The sequence below is a fragment of the Timaviella obliquedivisa GSE-PSE-MK23-08B genome (assembly GCA_019358855.1).
In the GTDB taxonomy this organism is placed as follows: Bacteria; Cyanobacteriota; Cyanobacteriia; order Elainellales; family Elainellaceae; genus Timaviella; species Timaviella obliquedivisa.
In genome coordinates this window covers 377920-399785 of sequence record JAHHII010000003.1, presented here as the reverse complement: position 1 = coordinate 399785, position 21866 = coordinate 377920, and the positions used below count along the sequence as shown (strand labels likewise).

The window sequence follows — 21866 nt, the reverse complement described above, 5'->3', positions numbered from 1 at the left end:
AAATGACTGAAAACAATTAGATCATTCGGTAGAAGGATTTTTGCCCAAGGTGAAGGCAAAACCATGTTTCTTATGACCTAGAACCTACAGATATCTAATCAAACTAGAGTCGAATTTAGAGAAGACTGAGCTTTGGAAAGAACGACTGCCGAGATAAACCTTATACGCTTAATTAAACATTCAAATTAGAAAATCAGGTTGAGGAACTTGTGAAGCACCCAAAGATTCCTATAAAGGAATGAATAATTTATAGATAAGACGCACTCGTGCTTTGTGCTACACAGTAGCGTGGTTAACTTAACTCCCTGCCTGTCATCATTCAAGAATAAGAATTTGGACATAGAACAGAATAAAGTTCAGTTGAAATCTCTGTCCCTTACTTAATCAAATTACTGGTCTTCTCTTCGTTTCCATGGAAGCAAGTTGCCACTTTCAAGAAGTGTCTGGTCTTTGCTAGCGCCATGGGTTGCTGGCTCAAGGAACAACCAATGAATTTGGAATGATTTGCCGCTACGCTTTGTGACACTTTGAGCTTTCGTCCATTGAGGGGTTTGCGATCGCCCAGGTTTGAGCAGCTATTGACTCAGCAATTAAAAAACATCGCGAATTTATCCTGCTTGAATAGAAAACGTTGCCGTTGTAAAACGGCAACGTTTTCTATTCAAGTAAATCTTGAGTGATTATTCTAAGCAGGTGTTAAGCCCAACCATTGTCTTGGAACCAACCTGCGCGTTGGATAACATCCCAAGAATAATCTTTGCCTGTGGTATAGCCATCCACATCCAGCCCAGCCCTAAGAGCGGCAACAACGTTGCTAGGGCCTGCATTGTAGGAGGCGATCGCGCCCCTCAGCAAGTCAAAGCCCGTAAGACTGGTGTTCCGAGATAAATAGCTATAGTACTCAGCCAACACATTATCAACGGCGTACTGGATGTTAACGCCCGGATTACGCCAGTCTTTGGTTCGGATAAATTCTGCATGAGAATCGCTGTCAATTTGCATGATCCCATGACCATACCCGCTATCTCCCTTATCCTGGGAGTCGAGGAACAAGCCCCAACCCGATTCACGGGAACCGATCGCCGCCAAAATTGAGGGTTTCAGCCACTTGTAGGGAGATGCTGCCGCAGTTACCGCCGCTTTATAAGGCTGTGCTGCCTTAAGGTGCTCCCCATAGTAGGTGCTCTTAGGATTAAGAGAAGAGGAATACTTGCCGCCATTATCGCCGCCGTCAACGTAGTAAGCCGCAACGTATCCCGTTTGACCATTGCTGGCTTTGACCTGATACCACTGGTCATAAGGGACATCATTGACGTAATACCTATCTCCAGCAACTTTGCCAACAATGTTCAAGGAAGCGTTCTTAGACAAATCACTTAGAATTGCTGCACTCGTTCCCGCTCCCGATCGCAAGCCGATCGAGCTACCTTTAACAAGCCCTTTAGAAGGAATAGAACCACTGCTTGATCCAAATCCTCCTGTGTTACCAGGAGTTGTGGGGATAGTTGGGGTCGTTGGAGTTATGGGCGGTTTGGAAATGATGCCACCCCCGCCCTCACTCGTGCCTAGCGTTACAACATTAGAGCCACCTACCAGTTCAGACAACCCAGACCCCGCCGAAACAAAGCCCCGCTTGCCGTCCTTAGTTTTAATCTCATACCACGCAGGATTGCTGGCATCGTTAGATTTGACTTGCTTACTAATCTTGAACGTGTCGTTTTGTTTTAGTAACCGGAAGGGAGTGTTGCCTGTTGTTGAAGGCTGTTGGCGAACATTGAGTCCGGTTGAAGTTTTCACCCGCCCTGTTTGTTCCACTTCTTCCAACTTTACATTGATGCTCGATCGCCCGCTCTTGTCGTAGTACTGTACATAAAAGTCGTACTTACCGCCTTTGGGCACGCTTAGCACCTTATTCCATTCAGGGGCTCTAGTACTACGAGTGCGCCAATCGCCACTCAATGTAGTTAATACTTGTCCTGTTTGCTGATCTTTGAAGAAGAAGCGAGTCCCATCGTCTGACTTACTTGAAACCTTATAAAACTTGCCTTCTTGTAGCTTCACGCTTGTCCAAGCCTGCATAGCAAAATTATTGCTTTGAACATTGCTAGTCGGACGACCGTTGCCAAAACTAATTTTCAGTTGAGCTGCTGTTTTGCCTTTGCTGCCGCCAGATCCTAGATCAAGGGTGGCAGCAGGACGGCTAAAATCGTATGAATTATAGTCGGCAACGTCGCTGGAAGTGCGGTTGAGGAAGCTTGCATTCCATTTGCCAGGGTTATTGGTAGATGCAGTTTTAGCTTTTGCCGATCGCACATAAAGATCTTTAGTCGATAATGCAGAATTGGCAGTAGCATTCCAAGAATTGAAGGTGGCGACTTTGGTTTTGGCGGCGATCGTAGATTGGTTTTGGGTCGAAGCTTTAGTGCCTTTGGTATTTGATTCAAGGCTACTTTTTTGATTTAACTGAAAACGGTAATATTTACCTGCATCAGCATCACCGATCGCGTTCTGATAAGCAGTATTTTGAGCGTTCACATTCAAGGTTGTCGCCTGCTTAAGGCTGGTTCCACTATTTCTTGATATCATTGTCTTCCCTATCCCTGTAGTTATATATTTCCTAGTTGATGCCTTAGGAATGCTTGGGTTCTTTTGGTCAAGACTTCTAAAAGAACCTAATCACTAGATGCTCCCTTTCGGCTGGTAGACAACCCTTATGCTTATCCACCTATGACGCAAGATACTCAAACTAAGTGCCCGATTCTAAAGACAAAACTCCACTGTTTTTTCTGGCACACCTTATCCGGAGCATGAGGTAAGCGATCGCCCTCTAAACTCGTTGATTAACAAGGCTTTCAGCTAAAGTAACGATGTGTCACTTCTGGCTTTGGGAGGCAAGTTGCAGCCAATCCGGATGCAATTCTAGATGGAGTGTAAGAAGAATGGTTAGAATTGCAGGGCACTCTAATCGTAGATTTTGAGTCGTGAGTCAGGTAGTGCAACATCAATATCCTATGATTATTAGCATTATGTTTCGCCCCATCGCCCGCGCTAATCTGCGTCGGTTTCTCCCCAAATTTTTGATCTATATAGTCTGGGGAATATTGTTGTTTTACGGGAGTGGCACCCTTATCCATGCTGCCAACCCATTGCCCTTTCTGACTTCGCCTCAAGCAGAACAGTTCCCACGGCAAATTGCTAATCCGATTCGACGCGACTTGGCTCGGCGACTAAATCTGCCTAGGCAGCAGTTGAGTATTGCTAGCTCCACGATTGAAACTTGGGAAGACGATTGTTTGGGTCTCAAAGCGCCTGGAGAATTGTGCATTCAACTTCCAATAGAAGGATGGCGAGTAGAAGTTACCAACGGGCACCGAAATTGGTTTTATCGGGCAGATCGAGCAGGTCAAAATATTCGGTTAGAAAGCGAAGTTGGGGTAGTGAGTTTGCCACCGCAAGTGGGCGATCGCATTCTTGCAACGTCGGCAGAGCAATTGGGCATTCCTGCCAGCCAACTTAACATTGCCCAATCTCAGCAGTATTGGCAGACTTGTCCATCTCTGGCGATCGCCTGCTCTGATTTACCAGGGTGGCGCGTTATTGTCGTTGACAATAGAACGGATAATCCTCAGATCAGCAGTTCTGGAGTGGGTAGCCTTGCTCCAGCGCCTAGTTTCTGGGTTTACCACGCGAATGATAGCGGCTCAGAAATTTATTTGGATGAAGCCGTTAGTCAACAAACTTCGCTTGTTCCCACGTTCCTGCCTACCTATAGAAATCCCGCTAAATTAGGAGCCTCTGTCGTGTTTCGGGCAGTTGCTAGCGGCGGCTTTACTCGTCAAACGTATGAAACAATCTTGCGAGAAGATGGTCAGATTTGGCGATCGCTTCTTAAGCCTGGAGCTTCTCTATCTCAATTTCAGTCTCATCAAATTTCGCTTCAGCAGGTTGAGGCATTTCAGCAGCTTTTAAAGCAACAGCAGTTTAGCGACTTTAATGGGTTAAATTACGTGGGAAGAAATGCCGAGAGTATTACAATAACGCTGATGAGCAAGGATGGAATGACTCAATATGAGAGTACAGTTGAAGCCCAACTTCCTTCTGCTTTATTGGGCATTGTTCGAGCTTGGGATCAGATGGTAGGTTAGAAGGTAAGCGTTTCCCATCTGATTTGTTTCTCTTCAAATTTCAGTGCCGATAGTTCAGTGTCGATAGTTGTAATGACCGAAAATTGCGTTCGGTAAACTTATCTTCTGCAAAAGTAAAGTAAGGCGATAGGATAAATCTATTACAAAGATCACCTAAGACACTTGATAAGATTCAGGAGAAATATTACATGCAAAGCTCGGATGCTGGAAAACGTAAGCTGCTATCGATTCTGAGCCATGGATCGATTTTTATTAGCCTTTCACTGGTTGGCATTGCTATCCCGATAGCAATCTCTGTTCTTTCCGAGGATTCGGTCGTTAAAGCCAACGCCAAGGAAGCCATTAACTTCCACTTTAACGTGTGGTTCTGGGGGGCAATTCTGGGCAGCATTTATGGCGTGCTATCGTTTATCAGCTTCGGTCTATTGGGCTTGGTGCTATGGCCTTTACTTGTTTTAGGATTCTTGCTGCACTGGGGTCTGACGATTTGGGCGATCGCGCACTGCTTGGGCGATTCTAACCAACCTTTCCGCTATCCTTTTATTTTTCGTTTGGTGTAAGGCAAAAAATTTCGCTTAATTCTACAAAGATGACCTGGTTCAATGTCGAAGATGTTAAGCCAGGTCGTTTTAAGTTCTAGCCTAACGAATGATCTCAAAGATGAGTGCGCTTAAGCTAGCGGCGATCGGAATTGTCACGACCCATGCCAAGCCGATCCCTCGCAGTGGCTTAAATTGGACATTCCCTTGCACCAACCCAATTCCCACCACGCTGCCCACAATTGCATGGGAAGTTGAAACCGGAAACCCAAGTTGAGAAGCCACCAAAACCGTCACGGCAGTTCCCCACTGCGCACAAAAGCCTACGCTGGGCTGAAGTGGAATAATCCCTTCTCCTACTGTTGCAATTACCTTTTTGCCCCACGTTGCTAAGCCTCCTACAATGCCCACGCCACCAATGATCAGCACCCACAGCGGCGTTGCAAAGCTTTGATTGGGAATAGAGCCTGTTGTACTGGCATAGACGATCGCCGACAGAGGGGCAATTGCATTGCCCACATCATTTGCACCATGGGCAAAAGCAACCAAGCCAGCACTAAAGATTTGGAATGGAATGAGCGATGATTCGACCTGAGTTAATGCTGTCCTCCAAACTACAATTGCTAGTCCAACGCTCAAAGTTCCACCGACAGCGATTTGCTCAATGGGCAAAATATGATTGCCCCACTCTACTTTTTCGACTAAGGTTGGAAACACTAAGCAGCCAAAAGTACCTACCACACAGGCACTTAACCAGGGTATCCACTCTAGGAGGTGCATGAGAGGATCGGGCTGATCGAGAATCCAATATTTGACCCAACTATAAAGAGCAGCGGCGATCGCGCCACTCACTACGGGCGTGATCACCCAAGTTAAAGAAATCAGCCCGATCGCCTGCCAAGCTACGCCATCAAGGCTACTAGCAACCCAAGCAAACCCGGCGATCGCCCCCACTACGGCATGGGAGGACGAGACGGGCAAGCCAAACAGCGTGGCAATGTTTAGCCAGACTCCGCAGGCAATCACGACTGCAATCATCCCAGCAATAAACTCTTGCGGACTGGGCGTAAAATGAGCGGGATTAATGATTTGTGTGGCTAAGGTTGCAGAAACTTCTTGCCCCAGTAAAAGCGCTCCAGCAAATTCTAAAATTCCGGCGATCGCCAATGCCTGCCTCAACGTTAAGGCTTTAGATCCAACCGCTGTCCCCATGGAATTTGCAACGTCATTGGCTCCCAGGTTCCAAGCGAGATAGAAGGCGAGCAGGCTAGTTAAGAAAAGGAGCGTCATAACTCAAATCATACAAAATAACGGTTCACTGACAAGCTCCCTGCTTTCATTTGCTGTCTTGCCATCTCAATCCCTGTCATATCTATCACTAGATCGCGTCCTGCCGAAAAGCCTTTGCCGCTGTCATTAACTGATAAATAGGTGCGACTTCCCCACTTAAAAAAGACGGCTTCGTTAGGGGCGATCGCCTGCTTTCCTAGCTTTTTTTGATCCTTATCGGCATACGCGGCTTTAGCAGCAGAGGTCAAATTGCCGCACCATTCATCTTTATAAACTTAGACTGTCGTGCCTGTGATGAATAGGACGTGTTAGAGAATGGTTCAAGCGCGATCGCGTTGGTTTGATTACTTTTAGGTATATTAAGCGGCTGATTGATGTTAATTCTGTCTGATCCAGGACTTGTGATTGACATGTCAATCACTGGGGCAGCCACCAAGAACGGATGAATTAATGCCCCGTTCACCTCTTGCAAAGCGCCTAACTTTGATCAACAATTTGGCTATTAGCAGCAACCCGTCGCCCTGTATAGTTAGGGGCAGGATATTCGATGTTACCGCCGCCATCTCTCGGTTGATACCCGACCTGTTGCTCATAGTTAACAACAGATGCAGTATTAAATGCAACGATCGAGTGAGTCAGTGTGACAGGCTGATTCTCATTATTCATCCAAATTGCACCGCTCGCTTGGTTCGCCCAGTTATGAACAATTGTGGTATTAGTGATATTAACGGGAGCGTTAATACTGGTATTCAGTACCATTGCCCCGCCGATGTCATCCGTCACGCGATTGCCCGAAAACGTGCTGTCAAGAATGTTGGTCGGCGAATCTCCATCAATCCAAATGCCGCCGCCTTGTCCTGCTGATGTATTGTTGGCAAAAGTAACGTTGCGAATGGTCAAATCAGAGTTCGATCGCAATCCACCTCCACGCGCCACACCATTGCCAAATCCTTGGGTACCTTTAGCGACAGAATTATTAATGACAGTACTATTTTCAAGAATAATTTTATCGGGCTGATATCCGTACAAAAACAATGCGCCGCCTTCGCCCATTGCTTTATTTCCTTCAAACCAACTGCCCCGCACTGCGATTGTACCGCCAACTGTGCCACCAGGGCCTACTGGATTGCCGCCATCGGTAAAAATTGCACTGCCGCCTTCCCCGATCGCCTCATTATCGCGGAATATACAGTTTTCTACCGTCAGCGGACTTAACAGGCTGTAAATTGCACCGCCGTTAAAGCCTTGGTTGCGGGTAAATTGACTATCTTTGATCACCATTTCACCAGAGCCGTCATTGGCGATCGCCCCGCGAAGCGATCCAGCCCCGCTATCCGCAGCACTCGTCACAGTAATCAAGTTCGGCATCAGAATTCCTTCTTCGGTCAACAACTGGCAAACGCCATCTACTTCTTCAGAGGTTTGCCGGCTAGACCGGATGATTAGGCGTGACTATGCCATTTTATGAGGCGCGATGCTAATCACGGGTAAAGTAGTCAAAGTATGGTAGGGCAACAGGTCTTCTTTATTGCCACAATCTCTCTGCATGATGCTGAATATGATCTTCTATGAAGGTGGAAATGAAGTAGTAACTGTGATCGTATCCTTCTTGCATTCGCAAGTTCAGCGCCTGCCCAACCCGATCGCAAGCTTGTTCAAAGACCTGCGACATGAGTTGCTTTTCTAGAAAAGTATCCGCCGTTCCTTGATCGATCAGAATGGGGGAAGGAAAAGAATGTGTCTGAATTAATTCACTGGCATCGTATGCTTTCCAATGCTCGGAATTTTGTCCGAGATAATGACTCAATGCTTTTTGTCCCCACGGGCATTGGATCGGGGCAACAATGGGGGCAAATGCTGAAACAGAACGATAGCGATCGCTATTTCGCAACGCACAAACTAACGCGCCATGACCGCCCATGGAATGACCAAAAATGCTCTGGCGATCGCTTTTAACAGAAAAATTTTTGGCAATTAGCTGAGGTAACTCCCGCACCACATAGCTGTACATCTTGTAGTGCGATCGCCAGGGCATCTCAGTCGCATCGACATAAAACCCTGCTCCTGTACCCAAATCCCAATCCTCTTCTTCGCCTGCTGTGGCGGTGTTTCGAGGACTAGTATCTGGTGCAACCAGCATTACTCCATACTTTGCCGCAAACTGCTGCGCCCCAGCTTTGGTCATAAAGTTTTCTTCGGTGCAGGTTAGCCCCGACAAAAAATACAGCACTGGGACGGACTCTGATTGAGCCTGCGGTGGAATGTATACCGAAAACCTCATTTCGCTGTTGCACGCCTCAGAAAAATGGCTGTAGAACTGAACCGTTCCGCCAAAGCAAGCATACTGGGAGTTAAGTTTAAGAGTCACAGAATTTCCTTCTCAAAACAGCAGGGTTTCAAAACGTCAGGTTTTTAGAAAGTCAGTTTCTTAAAAAGTCAAAACAGTACGGATGCCTTCGCCTCTGTGCATGATGTCGAATGCTTCATTGACTTGCTCGATCGGCATGACCTTGGTGATTAAATCCTCAATATTGATCTTGCCATCCATATACCAATCCACAATCTTGGGCACATCTGTTCTACCCTTTGCCCCACCAAACGCCGAACCTTTCCAGACTCGTCCGGTAACCAGTTGAAATGGACGAGTGCTAATTTCTTGCCCTGCACCCGCTACGCCAATAATGACGCTAACGCCCCAACCTTTGTGGCAACATTCCAGCGCTTGCCGCATTAATTTAACGTTTCCAATGCACTCAAAGCTATAATCTGCGCCGCCTTTAGTTAAATCTACCAGGTAGGGAACCAGATCGCCTTCAACTTCGCTGGGGTTGACAAAGTGCGTCATGCCTAGTTTCTCAGCCAGCGATCGCTTTTTAGGATTGAGATCTACGCCGACAATCATATTTGCGCCTACCATGCGAGCGCCCTGAATGACATTCAATCCAATGCCGCCCAACCCAAACACCACGACATTTGCCCCTGGTTCAACTTTTGCCGTATTGATCACTGCCCCAATGCCTGTGGTCACTCCACAACCGATGTAGCAGACCTTTTCAAAAGGTGCATCTTCCCGAATCTTCGCTAAAGCGATTTCGGGTAACACCGTGTATTGGGCAAAAGTAGACGTGCCCATGTAGTGATGAATCATGGTTTTATCAATTGAAAAAGGGCTGGAGCCATTGGGCTTACCCTTCTGCGATCGGCTCTGTAGGGCAAAGCGACTGGTGCCATCGGGCATCACCCCGCGCCCCTGCGTCGTCCGGATTGCCTGACAAAGGTTGGTTTTACCGCTGAGGCAATAGTCGCAGTTACGGCATTCTGGCGTGTACAGAGGAATCACATGATCGCCAGGTTTAAGCGACTTCACCCCCGCCCCGACTTCAACCACCACACCGGCGCCTTCATGCCCCAAGATGGTTGGAAATAAACCTTCGGGATCAGCCCCTGATAGCGTATAAGCGTCAGTGTGGCACACCCCCGTTGCTTTAATTTCTACTAAAACTTCGCCTTCTTTGGGAAGGTCGAGATGAACGGTTTCAATCGTTAGAGGCTTGCCAGCTTCAAAAGCAACGGCGGCTTTGACATCCATAACTCAACTCCAAGGGTTACTTTAAAGAACAAACTGCTTACAAGACTCCTGAATAGCAATATGCCATATTTACGCTTAATGTGACGCTCAATGTTGAGTTTCTGAGTTACTAGAGCGGGTTGCTGTTTCAAAATTTCTGAACTGTGCCAGTTTGCTTGCTTATGCCAGTGAGCACCCAACTTTGAGGTTTGACGCAATTTCTGCCCTGTGTCAATCCCAGAACTGCGCCAAACCTTGCTCAAAACCAACTGCGATCGCCCCCATATAAGGTTTAGGAGTATGGGGTAAGACACATGGAACTGAAGCGAGAAATTTCGAGGGTACTCTATCTGGCGATTCGGGAGAAATACGAGCGCGGCTGGTATCGGGATGCAATTTTGGCAGCGATTACTTGTTTAGAAGATTGCATTCGGGAAAAGGCAAACTTTGAACGAGATCAGATTTTAATCAATCCTGAAAGCTGCTTTCATCGCGCATTTGGGAATATTGATCCGCTGATTAAGATTAATGAGAGAACGGCGATCGCCCATCTTTACGAACAGCAAGGTTTTGCCCAAATAGTGTTAGGTATCCACCAAGGCATTCGTACCCCTCGTATTCATGGAGAACTGTGCGATGACGAAAAAACGACCAATACGATTATTGTATTTATTGACTATTTAATTCAACGGATTCAAGCTGCAAACGGGTGAACCATCTTTCGACGCAGCCATTTTAGCCCCAGCCAGCCTAAAAAACTACCCACCGCATAGGGTGGAAAATCTGACAGTGTAAACGTGTTTCCTAAGACAATCCGTCCTAACCAGGTAGCGCGAATGGCTTGTAGAAACGGAGGTTGCCAGAGTTGGAGCAGTTCGCTCACACAGGATGCTACACAAACCCAGACTGCCACTTTTACCAATGATGCACGAGGGTAAAAGAACGTGAAAATTAACATTAAAAGAATTTGATAAGCAAGACTGCCAAAGATATCTTGCAACAATGGCATTCCTAAACCTGGAGCAAAACGCACGCCGTACCCCAAGGGAATAATCAGAGCAATACCGACTAGAAGTGCAGTACGGTAGACTTTATAGTTAGCTTTGTGCATGGGGCTTTTTTGCTAAAATGGGACGAAGGGCGGAACGAGAAAACAGAGAACGAAATACGGACTGGCGATCGCTGATTGATTCATCACTTAAATTCCACATCGTCTCATAAAAAAAGAATGACACTCCTGCAAACCCTTGTCTACGAACTGCTTCCACTTGCTCTTGCACCTGCCGAATTGCTACTGGACGATCCTTCAACCCTGTTAAAATCCCAACCCCAGTCGGAATATGCCTGCGTGCTTCTTGTACCTCTGGACGTGCTAACTCATTTATAAGTCCAGTTACACTGCTGGTATAAACTTGCACCACCAACTCTTCAACTAAGCCTTCCCGCTCCCAGGTTCGCCAGTCTTGCAGATGTTTGTTTAGCGCAAAGTCATAGCGATTAGGAGATAGCGAGACGACTACCTCTTCTTTTTGATCTTTAATGGCTCGGAATAGCTGACGCATGAACGCAGTAATCTTGTTAGCTCGCCACTTAATCCATTCTGGATCTTCAGCATTGCTGGGAGGCAAGTTACCCTGATGTTCTTGACGATAAAGCTGCACAGTATACTCATCGTAGCCGAACTCATGAGGTAAGCCAAAGTGATCATCAAACTGAATGCCATCAATATTGTATTGGGTAACGATTTCTAAAACCAAATTTTGAATGAACTGCTGCACCTCTGGCTGAAAAGGATTGAGCCATTTGCGTTGATAAATGCCTTCTTGCCAAATTTGTGAGCCATCGCGGCGTTGCGTAATCCAGTTAGGATGACGACTTGCCATTTCAGATTCGGCAGTGGTCATGAAGCCAAACTCAAACCAGGGAACGATCGCCAAGCCCCGCCGATGCCCAATCTCAACCATTTCTGCTAAGGCATCACGGTTCTGTAGCCCAGGCGATCGGGGGTCAACGGCTAGACCATAAGTTTGCTGGGCGATCGCACTAGGATATTGGGTATAGCCCCAGTTCCAAACTACCGGATAAACAGTGTTAAATTTTAGTTGCGTTAGTTGGTTAAAGGTGTTCCGAATGCCTGCCCGACTGAACATCACTTCGCTATCTACATTGGTCAGCCATACTCCCCGAATTTCTTGCAGAGGAAGCGTTGTGCGGAGGCGAATTGCTTCAGAAAAGACGGGATTGCTAAATAGCAAAATGGCAACAAGGCTAATCAAGAAAGGAATGACGTATAAAAATTTAGAGCGGAATGGGCGATACATTTTTAGGATGGTAGAAATATAGTCCGACAAATAACTATATTTCATGACGAAAGAATTGGAAGCTGGGTTGCAAAGACTTAACAGCAAACCGTTTTGAGTAAAAAAACTTACCCTTAAGTTCAGACCATTAGCCTGCACGTTCTGGTAAAATCTTGAGAACTTAAGTTTGAACGTTGATCTCAATACAAAGCTTTGTGTCAACCCGATGCTTTGTATTGCTTTTGCATAGAAAATACTTCTCAAGTAGAAGTTATATATTAATCGTACTGTCTTCTACTAAGAGGATGTCTGAGAAGTCTAGATTGTGATCCGATCCGCCCCCTAAATCTCCCAGAATGGGGGACTTTGAAGGAGGACTGGTGCGGAAGTCCCTGCCCCAGAATGGGGGATTGGGGGGCGAGTGTAAGAATCCTTGATACTTCTTAGACATCCTCTAACAGTCCCCTAATCACAGCCCTGTTTCTTGAGATACAATAATGAGGAAAGAAACGATGAAAGAAACTTCGGATCAACAAAGTTTTTCAAGAAGGAATCTCCTGCAACTAGCAGCAGGGCTAATTGGCACAGGTTCCTTGACAGTTTGGTTGGGAGAGGCATCCGCTCAAGGACTTGAGCCGGAAGCTTCTCAACCAAAGCAAAATCAGCCTGCCGCTGCTCTAGGCATGACTCCTGCCCAGAATATGTTGACTCCTGATGAGGCACTGATACAACTCATGGAAGGAAACCAACGATTCGTCACCAAAAAACGGCTCAATCTTCATCAGAATATTGCTCGTATTACTGAAGTCGCCACCCAACAAGCCCCCTTCGCTGCCATCTTAAGTTGTGCAGACTCCCGAGTTGTTCCAGAGATCGCTTTTGATCAGGGCATTGGTGATCTCTTTGTGGTGCGGGTGGCGGGTAATATTGCGGTTACTGAAGACACGGCTAGCGAAGAGTACGCGGTTGCGATGCTGGGCACACCGCTGCTGATGGTTTTAGGGCATGAGCGATGTGGGGCGGTGACAGCCGCACTGAAGGGAGGCGAATTACCTGGCGTTCTGAGCTCTCTTGTCCTGGCAATTCAACCCGCAGTGAAAGCCTCAGAAGGAGAACCGGGCGATCGCCTCACCAACGCAGTGAGAGCCAATGTGCGCCTACAAATCCAGCGCTTACAAACTTCTCCTATCATTGCTTCAGCGGTGCAAGCAGGTAAACTTAAAGTCGTTGGGGGCTTCTATGACCTGGATACAGGCACAGTTGATTTAGTCAGCGTCTAAGTTTAACCCCAGCAGCTTTTTGAGCAAATCCTCTTCTGGATTAAAGCTATAGGCTTGCAGCAGCGGACAATCGGGCTTGGCATAGATTGAATGAGTAACAATCTCACCTACGATCGCCCAGCTTAATTTATTGCTCCCCACGCTGATTAATCTCCACCACCCACTGCCGCCGATCGCCATGTTCCATCTCTAAAATGGATTCTAGCGACCAATGAAAATGCATTGCAATACAGGCTACCTCTTCCCGCATTTGATCCAAAGGGTAGCCTATCACTCCCCCGATAATGCTAACTCCGTAGTGAACTGTTGACGACAGGCAGGACAGGATGTAGGAATTGTTGCGTCTCCTTCCTGGTTAACGCGATTGTAGAACTCACGGAGGAAAGCTAAATCTAACGTGAATAGATTTTCTAAAAGTTCTGGGGTGATGTCAGTGCGATCGCCCAGCCGAGTAATCACCCGCGACAGCATGACCAGTGAGCCATAAGCTGAATTCTCTTGCGCTTGTCGGTTTTTCTGCAAAAAGATTTCGTCACGGGCTGTTGCTAACCGCATAGTGCCTTGCTGATGGCGATCGCCTTGCTCATCTACCAAGCCACGAGGAAGCTGAAAATCAAACTGGGTAATGGCTAAATTGCTCATGATTTGGAGTGTTAAATTTTAGAATTACCCTTCGTCTTCTAGTTCGTTAATTTGCCGATAAAAGGTTTGAAGATAGCTTAAATCGCAGGCAAAAAAACCTTCAACAACCGCTGGAGTCATCTCGTCTATTGCGCCCAAGCGGGTAATCACGCGCGCCAAAATCACAACTGTGGCGTAGGCGGGGTTTGCTTTAACACGCGGGTCGCGGAGAGGAATAATTTCGTCCATCGCGCGTGATAGGCGCATCGTGCCTTTGCGATGGAGGTTGCCATCTGGGTCTAAATAGCCCTTAGGAAGAAGAAATTCAAACTCTGTGGCGATCGCTTCTGGAGCATCTGCCCTAATAAATTCTGCAACTGCTGTTTCCATGCTTTAATCCTGCTCTAGCTAAGAGAAATAAGAGATGAGATCAACACTAAAAGACCTATTTTTTGGTAGAAGTTTAACTCTTGGAATGGGTGGAAGATGCTTTTTTAGAATCGGTGGATGAATTTTTAGAAGAAGGTTTACTGGCAGAGGATGATCCGGTCTTAGCAGTCGGTTCATCCGATACCCGAATAAACTCATCTACCGCTAATTCCATTTCCTCGATCGCAAATTCACCATTACCCGCTTTCACATCTGAGATTTTGTATTGAACAGGCCATCCCCCCAAAAACCGAAACCTTGCCTGTTCGATCGCACCCTGGTCATAAATTACCAAATCACCATCGCGTCGCTGAGTTGCCCAGTTACCACGCTCTACCGCTCGGAACCAATCCCAAACTGCTGTTGAGATCGTCATACCGCGCTTTAACACCAAGTTGTTACACGACGAATTACCCGGTACTTTTGTCCCTACCACTCGACCCGATGCAGTTGCATTTTTACCCCACTTTTGAGGCGTAACATGGGAAAATTCTATGACATCTTGCTTTCGTTGAAAGCCTGAACACTCCATAAAATATCCATCAATTCGATCGTCACTGCCATCTACTCGCAGTTCTAGATAGAAGCGCGAACTACTAAGAATTTCGTAATCATTGTCTGACATAAAATATCTATCGGGGAGTGGGCGATCGCAGTACTCAAACGTTCATAATTTGATTCATTGTCACTTGTCATTAGTGTTAATTCATAACAAATGACAATGACTCACTTCTTACTTCATCCGGTGCAAATGTTCGTAAATAAAGTCCAATGTTTCTGTTGCCAATGCAGTCGATCCTGCTTCCATCTTGGTAGATTTATAGCTAGCTGCCATAATTCCAGTTAAATCCCATTGGGCTGCGGGTTCTCCTCCCTGGTTATAAAAAACGAGCGAACCAGTCAAACGCTTTCCCTTGTTAACAGAACCGCCACCCGCGATCGCTTCGGAATGAGAATCGCTGTAGAGATCTAGTAACCGTCTGTCTTCAACCGTTGAAACATATTCAACCGTAATCTTACCATTTTCCGTTCCAGTTACCGTTGCTTGGATGACGCTTTTCCCGTCTTTCGTCACGCCATAAGACTTCGTATCTCCTGCAACCTGAAGAGTTACACCGACCCCACTGACACTTTTCACAATCAAATCATCGTATCCATCAAGCTGAAAATAAAACTTAGAACAAGATAAAACTTCACCCGCAGCCATAACAATTCTCTCCTAACAAATGCAGTACAAAAAGGTTGCCGAATCACCTGCGTGCAGCCCTGCACGCAGGCGACGCATTAAGTGGGTCGATTAATTTGTTCACAAACAATCTCGTAAGTTTCAAATGCCAGTTCGTTGCTTTCAGCACCCGCATTGGAAACTTTGTAAGACTTGATCCAGGCATTCGTCAGGTTCCAGCGCAAAACTTCTGTATCAGAACTGTCGTACGCCACGATAGAACCCGCCTTACGACTTTCTGACCATTTACCATCGCCGCCTTCACTCTTAGGCATGGTAGATTTCATCCACTTATAAAAGTCCATGTCGCCTTCCACCAAATAAACCTCCAGCGTCACGTTGGGGTTTTCCTCAAAGCCGCCCGATGTACTTTGCCAAAGCGTTTTGCCGTCTTTTGTCGATGCTAGTGGCTTTTGGTGCCCCGACGTTTGACCCGAAAAACTGACTTCACTGACGCTCTTCACCATTTTGTCTTCTAAGCCCTCAAACGAGACATAGAATCGACTGGTAGGAATTGGCTGTAAAGTTGCCATTGTTACAACTCCTTAATGTGGTTGTCTAAAAGATTGAATTCAGAGTACAGGCTGGGTTTCGCAAAGCTTTACCCAGCCTGAAGGAAGCTTTAGAAGTAAGACTTACTGCCCAGGTGCCCACTGGCTGACGCGGAAGATGACAAATTCAGCCGGACGCACAGGGCAAACGCCGACTTCAACGTATAACCGACCTAGCATCATAGTTTCGTGAGAGTTGAGTTCTCCATCGCACTTGACGTAGAACGCTTCACCTGGAGCACCTCCAAACAACGCACCTTCGCGCCAAAGACGCTCTAGGAAGTTGTTGACGGTGCGGGTCACTCTCGCCCACAAGTCTTGATCGTTGGGTTCAAAAACGACCCACTGCGTTCCCATTTCGATCGATTTCTCAATGTAGCTGATTAACCGTCGCACACTGATATAACGCCATTGAACGTTATCAGGTTCCACCAGGGTTCTAGCACCCCAAACTTTCAAGCCCCGGTTGTAGCTGGCGAAGTTACGAATGCAGTTAATGCCCAGCGGGTTGAGCAATTCTTGTTCACGCATATTGGTTTCGTATGCCAAACCTAGTACGCCTCTGGGAGTATCGTTGGCAGGTGCTTTGAAGATCCCGCGCGATTGATCGGTGCGGCACCACAAGCCCATCATGTGACCCGAAGGTGGCACCATAATGGGTCTGCCGCCATTACGAGGGTTGGCGACTTTAATCCAAGGATAATAAAGTGCGCCGAACATAGAGCGACGGTTAAACGTGCTTAACCAAGTAGCGACATCCTGGGGTTTTTGTTGCTCAGGGGCAACGGCAAGGTTGTCGTTTTTGCCGGGTTTAACGGGAGGAGGATCAAGCACCACCATCCGGAATGCTGGACCGGGGAATGAGTTCTCGCAGTTGCTAACCAGCATTTCCATCACGCCATGGACTTGATCTAGATCCATCAAGCCATTTTGGTAAGCTCGCATTAAGTCGGGGCAAGCAATCATTGCCACTTCGTCTACCTCAAAGATGCCCTGGATGCCAGTTTTGTCCGATCGCTGTCCTTGCACATCACGCGCCATGTGCTCTAAACGAGCAATGTATGGCGGTGGAGCAATCTCGTAGGCACCGTTGTTAGGGCGGCGCGAAAGGGGCTGCCCACTTTGAGAGATGTTGGCGATCGTCACATACTCAGAGCTTTCTAACGCTGTTAGCACGTAGTCAGCAACGGCAGTTTCTGCCTGCGGATTCATGGTCAAGTGATCATAGCGCTCTAAAATCTCACCGCTATCTTTCACCAAAATGGAGAAATACTCGCCATTATTCAGCGGTGGGTCGGAGCCTTCGGGTGCATCATCGGGCAACGGTTTAGGTTCGCTTTCAACAACACTCACCACAACTCTGCTGCCCGTGCTAGCAGGTAAAGCTAACGCTCCATCAGCGGCTTCAGGTAGTTTCAGATTGATCATTAAAGATGGCTTACCGCCCGAAGTCATGAGCTTGCTGGCAGTTTCCTCTGGAGGGGGCAAAGGCGAACCTGGAAGTTTGGTGCCAATGCTGACCACCCAGCAGCGACCGCCGCCGTTAGCAAACCAGCCCTGTACCGCAAACGGTAGGTAGGCATCAAAATCAGTGAAGCCATCAGAACCCGCTTTAGCGAAGTATTCTTGATACTGGCTCCAGTTGGTCACCATCATCGGTTTGAAAAGTTCGGCATCGCCGCGTACGTCTTCTGTAAAACCGACAAACCCGCCCACGCTCATGCTCACGCCGTCAATGGGGCGACTACCCCGGTCTACTTCTTCAACGTAGACACCAGGAGCAAAGTAGTCTAAAGCCATTAGAGATCCTCCAGTTGTGGATGCAGAAATTAGAATTTTGAAAATTGGGGGCAGGAGTTTGAGAAGCGAGATCTAACGCTGAGCAATGGACTCATTTAGCCCATTGACACGGGGCAAGCATTTTTCTGTTGTGTCTAGCTTAAAGAGCCGAAAGGCTTGTGGTTATTAGACGTTGGTCGAGAGTTGGCTGAGTAGTAATTTTGCGGAGCGACCAGAAAGGCTCTAAGTTTGCACTAAAGTAGCAACAAACTTTGAACACCAGCTTAATCATTTAGTAATGGATCGTTTCATAAAAAAGGTAAAGAGTTTTAATGCTAACGCTAATAAAGCGATGCATTGAATAGTCTTACTTTTATGAAAATATTAAACAGATTAGGAAGAACCGAAGTCAGCTAAAAATTCTACTTTAAAGCAGGTTTGACCCGGAGTACTCGACACTTTCAAAGAGCCGCCCAAATGGGCAGTTAGCTTAGTCGCTAGAGCAAGCCCCAGCCCCGTACCACCGTGCTGCCATGGGTCGTTGTTTGGAATGCGATAGAACTTCTCAAAAATTCGTGATAGTTCTTCAGGAGGAATTTCAACGCCCGTGTTGCAAACGCTGAACGAGATAATTTTCTGCCTTAGTTTGCCTACAGGTAATTCATCTTCTTGTTCTTCAGTATCGTGTACCTGTGCTGAAACGATAATGGTTTCTCCAGCAGGTGTGTATTTACAGGCGTTTTGCAATAACTCACTTAAAATTCTTTCAAGATGAGAGCGATCGCTGGTAATTGTAGGAAGAGTTGGTTCCAGGTTAAGCAGTAAATGTTGCTGATGGTTATGGGCGCGTTCTACGAACGCCTGGGTAATAGAAGGAATCCAGGTGAAGAGGTCAATGCTAGCAAGGTCTAATGATTCTGAACCTGATTCTAGACGGGATAGATCGAGGAGATCATTAATCAAACCAATTTCACGGCGGCACTCGCTTTGCAAAATGCTGAAGTATTTATTTGCCCGCTGGGTGGTGTCTTCAAGCACGCCCGTTTGTTTTAACACCACTTCTAGCATTTGAATGGCTAGTTTGATGTTGGTCATGGGAGTGCGAAGCTCGTGGGAAACGGTGCTGAGAAAATCGTCTTTGAGTTGGTTGAGGCGTTCGAGTTCTTTGACTTGGGCTTGGGCAGCTTGAAACAGCCGAGCTTGGCGAATGGCGATCGCGCATTGGTTGGCAACCTGTTGCACTAACCGAATATCCTGCTCTGTAAAAATATAGCTGGGATGATTGATCAACCATAAATCACCTAACACGCCCTGGTCGTCCATCATCGGGCAAGTCAACATCACCACCCGACCGCGATCGGGGTTAGGTGTCAATGAACAAAATTGAAATGCCTGCCCATGCACAAGCTGAGAATAAACCTCGGGAAAAGCGTTCATTTGCACCACTCTGCCTTGGTATGGCGAGAGAATATTGGTGTACTCATAATGAACGGTAGAGGTCTGCATTTCCAGATCATAAAGTGAGGCATTACAGCAGTTAACGCCAATTGCTTTTGCCACCTCTTGCAATGCTGCTTGCAAAATTTGGTCTTCTTCTAAGCTATCGCGTACTTCGTCGGTAATCCGCTTGAGAGTAGCTTCAAAGTTGTACGCCAGTTGTAGTTGCGATGTTCTGGCTCGAATTTGTCGCTCTAGGTTAGCATTCCAGCGTTGGTTGCGCTGATTCAATTCTGCCTGCTGCACTACAATTCCTAAGTGAGTAACGAGTTGATTTAACAACTCCAGTTCCCAATCTTGCCAATACCGCTGCTCCTCGCACTGATGCACCACCACCAAACCCCAGAGTTGATCGGGCTGGGAGGTCAATTTATCGCCTAAGCTATTGTTCCGAATCAGGCTGCTATGCTGAAGAAGGTTATTATGCTGAATTAAGATCGGCACTACTACTTCAGATTTTGCGCCTAATTGATGAATAGAATTAAGCCATTGCGGGCTGCATGGCTCTTGATCAGGGGTTGCTTGAACTTGATCGAGGTGCTTGAGTAAGCGACTTTTTTGGTAGCAGATTGCTGCTGCATGAGGATAGTGTCGAATGCTCAAGCAACCTGGTTTGAGGATCTCAATCGTAATATTGCCTGCGGTGTTGGGATGAAACAGGTAAATGAATACTCGATCGGCTTCTAGAATGCGCTGCACTTCGGTAGCAGTGGCTTTGAGGACTTGCTTGAGGGGCAGAGATTGACGAACGGGCAGGGCGATCGCTCGCATGAGTCGTTTCCATTCTGCTTGCAGCCGCAGAACTGCTACAGCTTGCTCCTGTTGACCCATGGCTAAATCCGCCTGCACGCTAGCTCCCATCCATAGCACCGTCTGTTCCCTAGCTCCCTGGAGCATCTGAGCAGTCATAGTTTGCTCAAGGCTGCTGCCGTCTTGCCGTAGAAAGCGAAACGGACTAGGGTAGGGTTGAATAAAATTAACGGCAACAGCTTGACATTCCTGTTGCCAGCGCTGGCGATCGAGAGGATGGACTAAATCAATGAGGGCACTATCAATCAGCAATTCGATGGGGTAGCCTAATGCGATCGCTCCGGATAGACTAACCGACAAGATCATCCCAGCAGCATCTAGTGTAAAACAAAGTGATTCCGCCACATTTTTTGAAGAAACTGCCGATTTAGTCTGCCGCAGGTCAGATTGGACAGGCATAATATTCCGCTTAGGCGAGGTCTTGGCAAGATGCATGAGCGGACGAATTGAGATCGGGCTGTCTGAACTGTCTGAACTGTCTGAAGGGGGCAACTCCGAAGAGGGCAACGACGATTCATAGTAATCTTGCCTCGAAGGGGGAAAGAGGCTCATGGGTCTAGTCCTAAATGGAAATTATTCAAGCCAAACCTAACTAAGGGCTAAGCAAAAGACCATAAGTTGTGAAACTATAAAACAAAAAACTATATATTAACGATCACCGACTCTACGCTGCGAGAATTCAAAGGATGCTCTGTTAGGTATTATTGTGCCAAGTTATGCGGATTAGTGAAATCGCGTTTTTACGGAGAGTCATGAGGTGAAATAGAACTCTTCACGGATGAGTGAGCCGTCTAAGCAGTAAGATTTGATGAATCAACCGTAAATATGCGGAATCTTGAGTGAAAGTCGTTTTCCCTAACGCTCCTTTAGCCCTCAACCCGATAGCCTAGTGCCGCCAACTGAGTCCGAGATTGCCGCCATTTAGGTTGAACTTTAACAAATAGCTCTAGGTAAACCTTCCCCATGACAAGCTTTTGGATTTGTTGACGGGCAGCCGTGCCAATTTCCTTCAGCATTTTTCCACCTTTGCCAATCAAGATGCCTTTTTGAGAGTCGCGCTCAACGTGGATAGTGGCGAGAATGCGAGTGATGGTGGGTTCTTCTTCAACAACATCTACAGCGATCGCCACAGAGTGAGGCACTTCTTCTCGCGTCATCATCAGAATCTGCTCTCGAATCAGTTCGCCCATAATAAACCGTTCAGGCTGATCGGTCACTAAGTCAGGAGGATAGTAGTAGGGCCCCGGCTCTAGGGCGGCTACAAGCTGGGTTTGCAGGTCATCGAGTCCATTTCCAGTTAGGGCAGAAAACTTAACGGTTGACCAACTCCGCTCGGCGGCAAGCTGAGTATAGGTTTCATCAATGCCCAAGCAAGCAGCGGGCTGGAGGTCGGCTTTGTTGATGCCCAAAATGACGGGAGCTTGAGTGCGGGTCAAAAGTTCGGCAATGAAGCGATCGCCGCCGCCCAGATCGGCTGTGCCATCGACCACGAACAGCACCACATCTACTGATTCAATAGCGAGGCAAGCGTTCTTAACTAAGACTTGACCTAATTGATGGTGAGGCTTGTGGATGCCGGGAGTATCGACAAAAATGATCTGTGCTTCTGGCTGGGTCAAAATTCCGCGTAGGCGGTTGCGAGTTGTTTGGGGGATGGGGGAAGTAATCGCAATCTTCTGCCCAATCAAATGATTCATGAGGGTAGACTTGCCGACGTTGGGACGACCAATGATTCCGACAAACCCCGATTTGAACCCCGGTGGCGCAACCGGGATTAAGTTTCCTGCCATCAAATCTAAAGGTACACCCGTCATTTAACTACCTGCATGAAT

22 protein-coding genes are annotated in these 21866 nt (G+C 47.1%); 4 read left to right on the top strand and 18 right to left on the bottom strand.

What is annotated here, in order from left to right; all coding sequences use genetic code 11:
• Positions 1-696 precede the first annotated feature (696 nt).
• Positions 697-2586 carry an SH3 domain-containing protein gene (locus KME11_07755; GenBank protein MBW4515104.1) on the bottom strand — a complete coding sequence of 630 codons (1890 nt, stop codon included), beginning with the start codon at positions 2584-2586 and terminating at the stop codon, positions 697-699.
• A 425-nt stretch (positions 2587-3011) separates the two neighbouring features.
• Here KME11_07755 and KME11_07750 point away from each other — a divergent pair, with 425 nt between their 5' ends.
• Together KME11_07750 and KME11_07745 are read left to right on the top strand one after the other, a co-directional pair.
• Positions 3012-4145 (top strand): hypothetical protein, encoded by a 1134-nt coding sequence (locus KME11_07750; protein ID MBW4515103.1) that lies wholly within the window; start codon positions 3012-3014, stop codon positions 4143-4145.
• A gap of 188 nt (positions 4146-4333) precedes the next feature.
• Positions 4334-4705 (top strand): DUF4870 domain-containing protein, encoded by a 372-nt coding sequence (locus KME11_07745; GenBank protein MBW4515102.1) that lies wholly within the window; start codon positions 4334-4336, stop codon positions 4703-4705.
• Between the two features lie 81 nt (positions 4706-4786).
• Here KME11_07745 and KME11_07740 read toward each other — a convergent pair whose 3' ends face one another.
• The 6 genes from KME11_07740 to KME11_07715 form a co-directional block, all read right to left on the bottom strand.
• Positions 4787-5974, bottom strand: coding sequence for an inorganic phosphate transporter (locus KME11_07740; protein ID MBW4515101.1), 1188 nt, complete (start codon positions 5972-5974; stop codon positions 4787-4789).
• Positions 5975-5982: 8 nt separating this feature from the next.
• Positions 5983-6222: a hypothetical protein gene (locus tag KME11_07735; GenBank protein ID MBW4515100.1), complete on the bottom strand. Its 240-nt coding sequence runs from the start codon at positions 6220-6222 to the stop codon at positions 5983-5985.
• Positions 6223-6451: 229 nt separating this feature from the next.
• Positions 6452-7342, bottom strand: a complete 891-nt coding sequence (locus KME11_07730) for a hypothetical protein (GenBank protein MBW4515099.1) — start codon at positions 7340-7342, stop codon at positions 6452-6454.
• A 157-nt stretch (positions 7343-7499) separates the two neighbouring features.
• Positions 7500-8342: an S-formylglutathione hydrolase gene (gene fghA / locus KME11_07725; GenBank protein ID MBW4515098.1), complete on the bottom strand. Its 843-nt coding sequence runs from the start codon at positions 8340-8342 to the stop codon at positions 7500-7502.
• Positions 8343-8402: 60 nt separating this feature from the next.
• Positions 8403-9563, bottom strand: a complete 1161-nt coding sequence (locus KME11_07720) for an S-(hydroxymethyl)glutathione dehydrogenase (protein ID MBW4515097.1) — start codon at positions 9561-9563, stop codon at positions 8403-8405.
• On the bottom strand, positions 9518-9856 hold the full coding sequence (locus tag KME11_07715; GenBank protein ID MBW4515096.1) for a hypothetical protein: 339 nt from the start codon (positions 9854-9856) through the stop codon (positions 9518-9520). The genes KME11_07720 and KME11_07715 overlap by 46 nt, the downstream gene beginning before the upstream one ends.
• On the opposite strand from KME11_07715, the gene KME11_07710 reads away from it, so the two are divergent.
• Positions 9857-10255, top strand: coding sequence for a TIGR02391 family protein (locus KME11_07710; protein ID MBW4515095.1), 399 nt, complete (start codon positions 9857-9859; stop codon positions 10253-10255).
• Here KME11_07710 and KME11_07705 read toward each other — a convergent pair.
• Together KME11_07705 and KME11_07700 are read right to left on the bottom strand one after the other, a co-directional pair.
• Positions 10237-10653 carry a DUF2809 domain-containing protein gene (locus KME11_07705; protein MBW4515094.1) on the bottom strand — a complete coding sequence of 139 codons (417 nt, stop codon included), beginning with the start codon at positions 10651-10653 and terminating at the stop codon, positions 10237-10239. The genes KME11_07710 and KME11_07705 overlap by 19 nt on opposite strands.
• Positions 10640-11908: a glycoside hydrolase family 10 protein gene (locus KME11_07700; GenBank protein MBW4515093.1), complete on the bottom strand. Its 1269-nt coding sequence runs from the start codon at positions 11906-11908 to the stop codon at positions 10640-10642. Before KME11_07700 ends, KME11_07705 begins: the two co-directional genes overlap by 14 nt.
• A gap of 446 nt (positions 11909-12354) precedes the next feature.
• Between KME11_07700 and KME11_07695 the strand changes: the two genes are divergently transcribed.
• Entirely contained in the window at positions 12355-13122 is a 768-nt protein-coding gene (locus KME11_07695) for a carbonic anhydrase (protein MBW4515092.1), read from the top strand.
• Here the strand turns inward: KME11_07695 and KME11_07690 are convergent.
• The 9 genes from KME11_07690 to era all read right to left on the bottom strand — a co-directional run bounded on the left by KME11_07690 (position 13108) and on the right by era (position 21824).
• Positions 13108-13263 carry a hypothetical protein gene (locus tag KME11_07690; protein ID MBW4515091.1) on the bottom strand — a complete coding sequence of 52 codons (156 nt, stop codon included), beginning with the start codon at positions 13261-13263 and terminating at the stop codon, positions 13108-13110. The two genes, KME11_07695 and KME11_07690, sit on opposite strands and share 15 nt — an antisense overlap.
• Before the next feature lie 129 nt (positions 13264-13392).
• Positions 13393-13764: a phage tail assembly protein gene (locus tag KME11_07685; protein ID MBW4515090.1), complete on the bottom strand. Its 372-nt coding sequence runs from the start codon at positions 13762-13764 to the stop codon at positions 13393-13395.
• A 24-nt stretch (positions 13765-13788) separates the two neighbouring features.
• Positions 13789-14085, bottom strand: coding sequence for a hypothetical protein (locus KME11_07680; GenBank protein ID MBW4515089.1), 297 nt, complete (start codon positions 14083-14085; stop codon positions 13789-13791).
• A gap of 121 nt (positions 14086-14206) precedes the next feature.
• Positions 14207-14797 carry a phage tail protein gene (locus KME11_07675; GenBank protein ID MBW4515088.1) on the bottom strand — a complete coding sequence of 197 codons (591 nt, stop codon included), beginning with the start codon at positions 14795-14797 and terminating at the stop codon, positions 14207-14209.
• A gap of 108 nt (positions 14798-14905) precedes the next feature.
• The gene (locus KME11_07670) at positions 14906-15379 is read right to left on the bottom strand and encodes a phage tail protein (protein ID MBW4515087.1); all 474 of its coding nucleotides are present in this window, start codon (positions 15377-15379) and stop codon (positions 14906-14908) included.
• Positions 15380-15456: 77 nt separating this feature from the next.
• On the bottom strand, positions 15457-15930 hold the full coding sequence (locus KME11_07665) for a phage tail protein (GenBank protein MBW4515086.1): 474 nt from the start codon (positions 15928-15930) through the stop codon (positions 15457-15459).
• A gap of 102 nt (positions 15931-16032) precedes the next feature.
• Entirely contained in the window at positions 16033-17748 is a 1716-nt protein-coding gene (locus tag KME11_07660) for a phage tail sheath subtilisin-like domain-containing protein (GenBank protein ID MBW4515085.1), read from the bottom strand.
• A 372-nt stretch (positions 17749-18120) separates the two neighbouring features.
• The gene (locus tag KME11_07655) at positions 18121-20586 is read right to left on the bottom strand and encodes a GAF domain-containing protein (GenBank protein ID MBW4515084.1); all 2466 of its coding nucleotides are present in this window, start codon (positions 20584-20586) and stop codon (positions 18121-18123) included.
• Between the two features lie 314 nt (positions 20587-20900).
• On the bottom strand, positions 20901-21824 hold the full coding sequence (era, locus tag KME11_07650) for a GTPase Era (GenBank protein MBW4515083.1): 924 nt from the start codon (positions 21822-21824) through the stop codon (positions 20901-20903).
• Between the last annotated feature and the right edge of the window lie 42 nt (positions 21825-21866).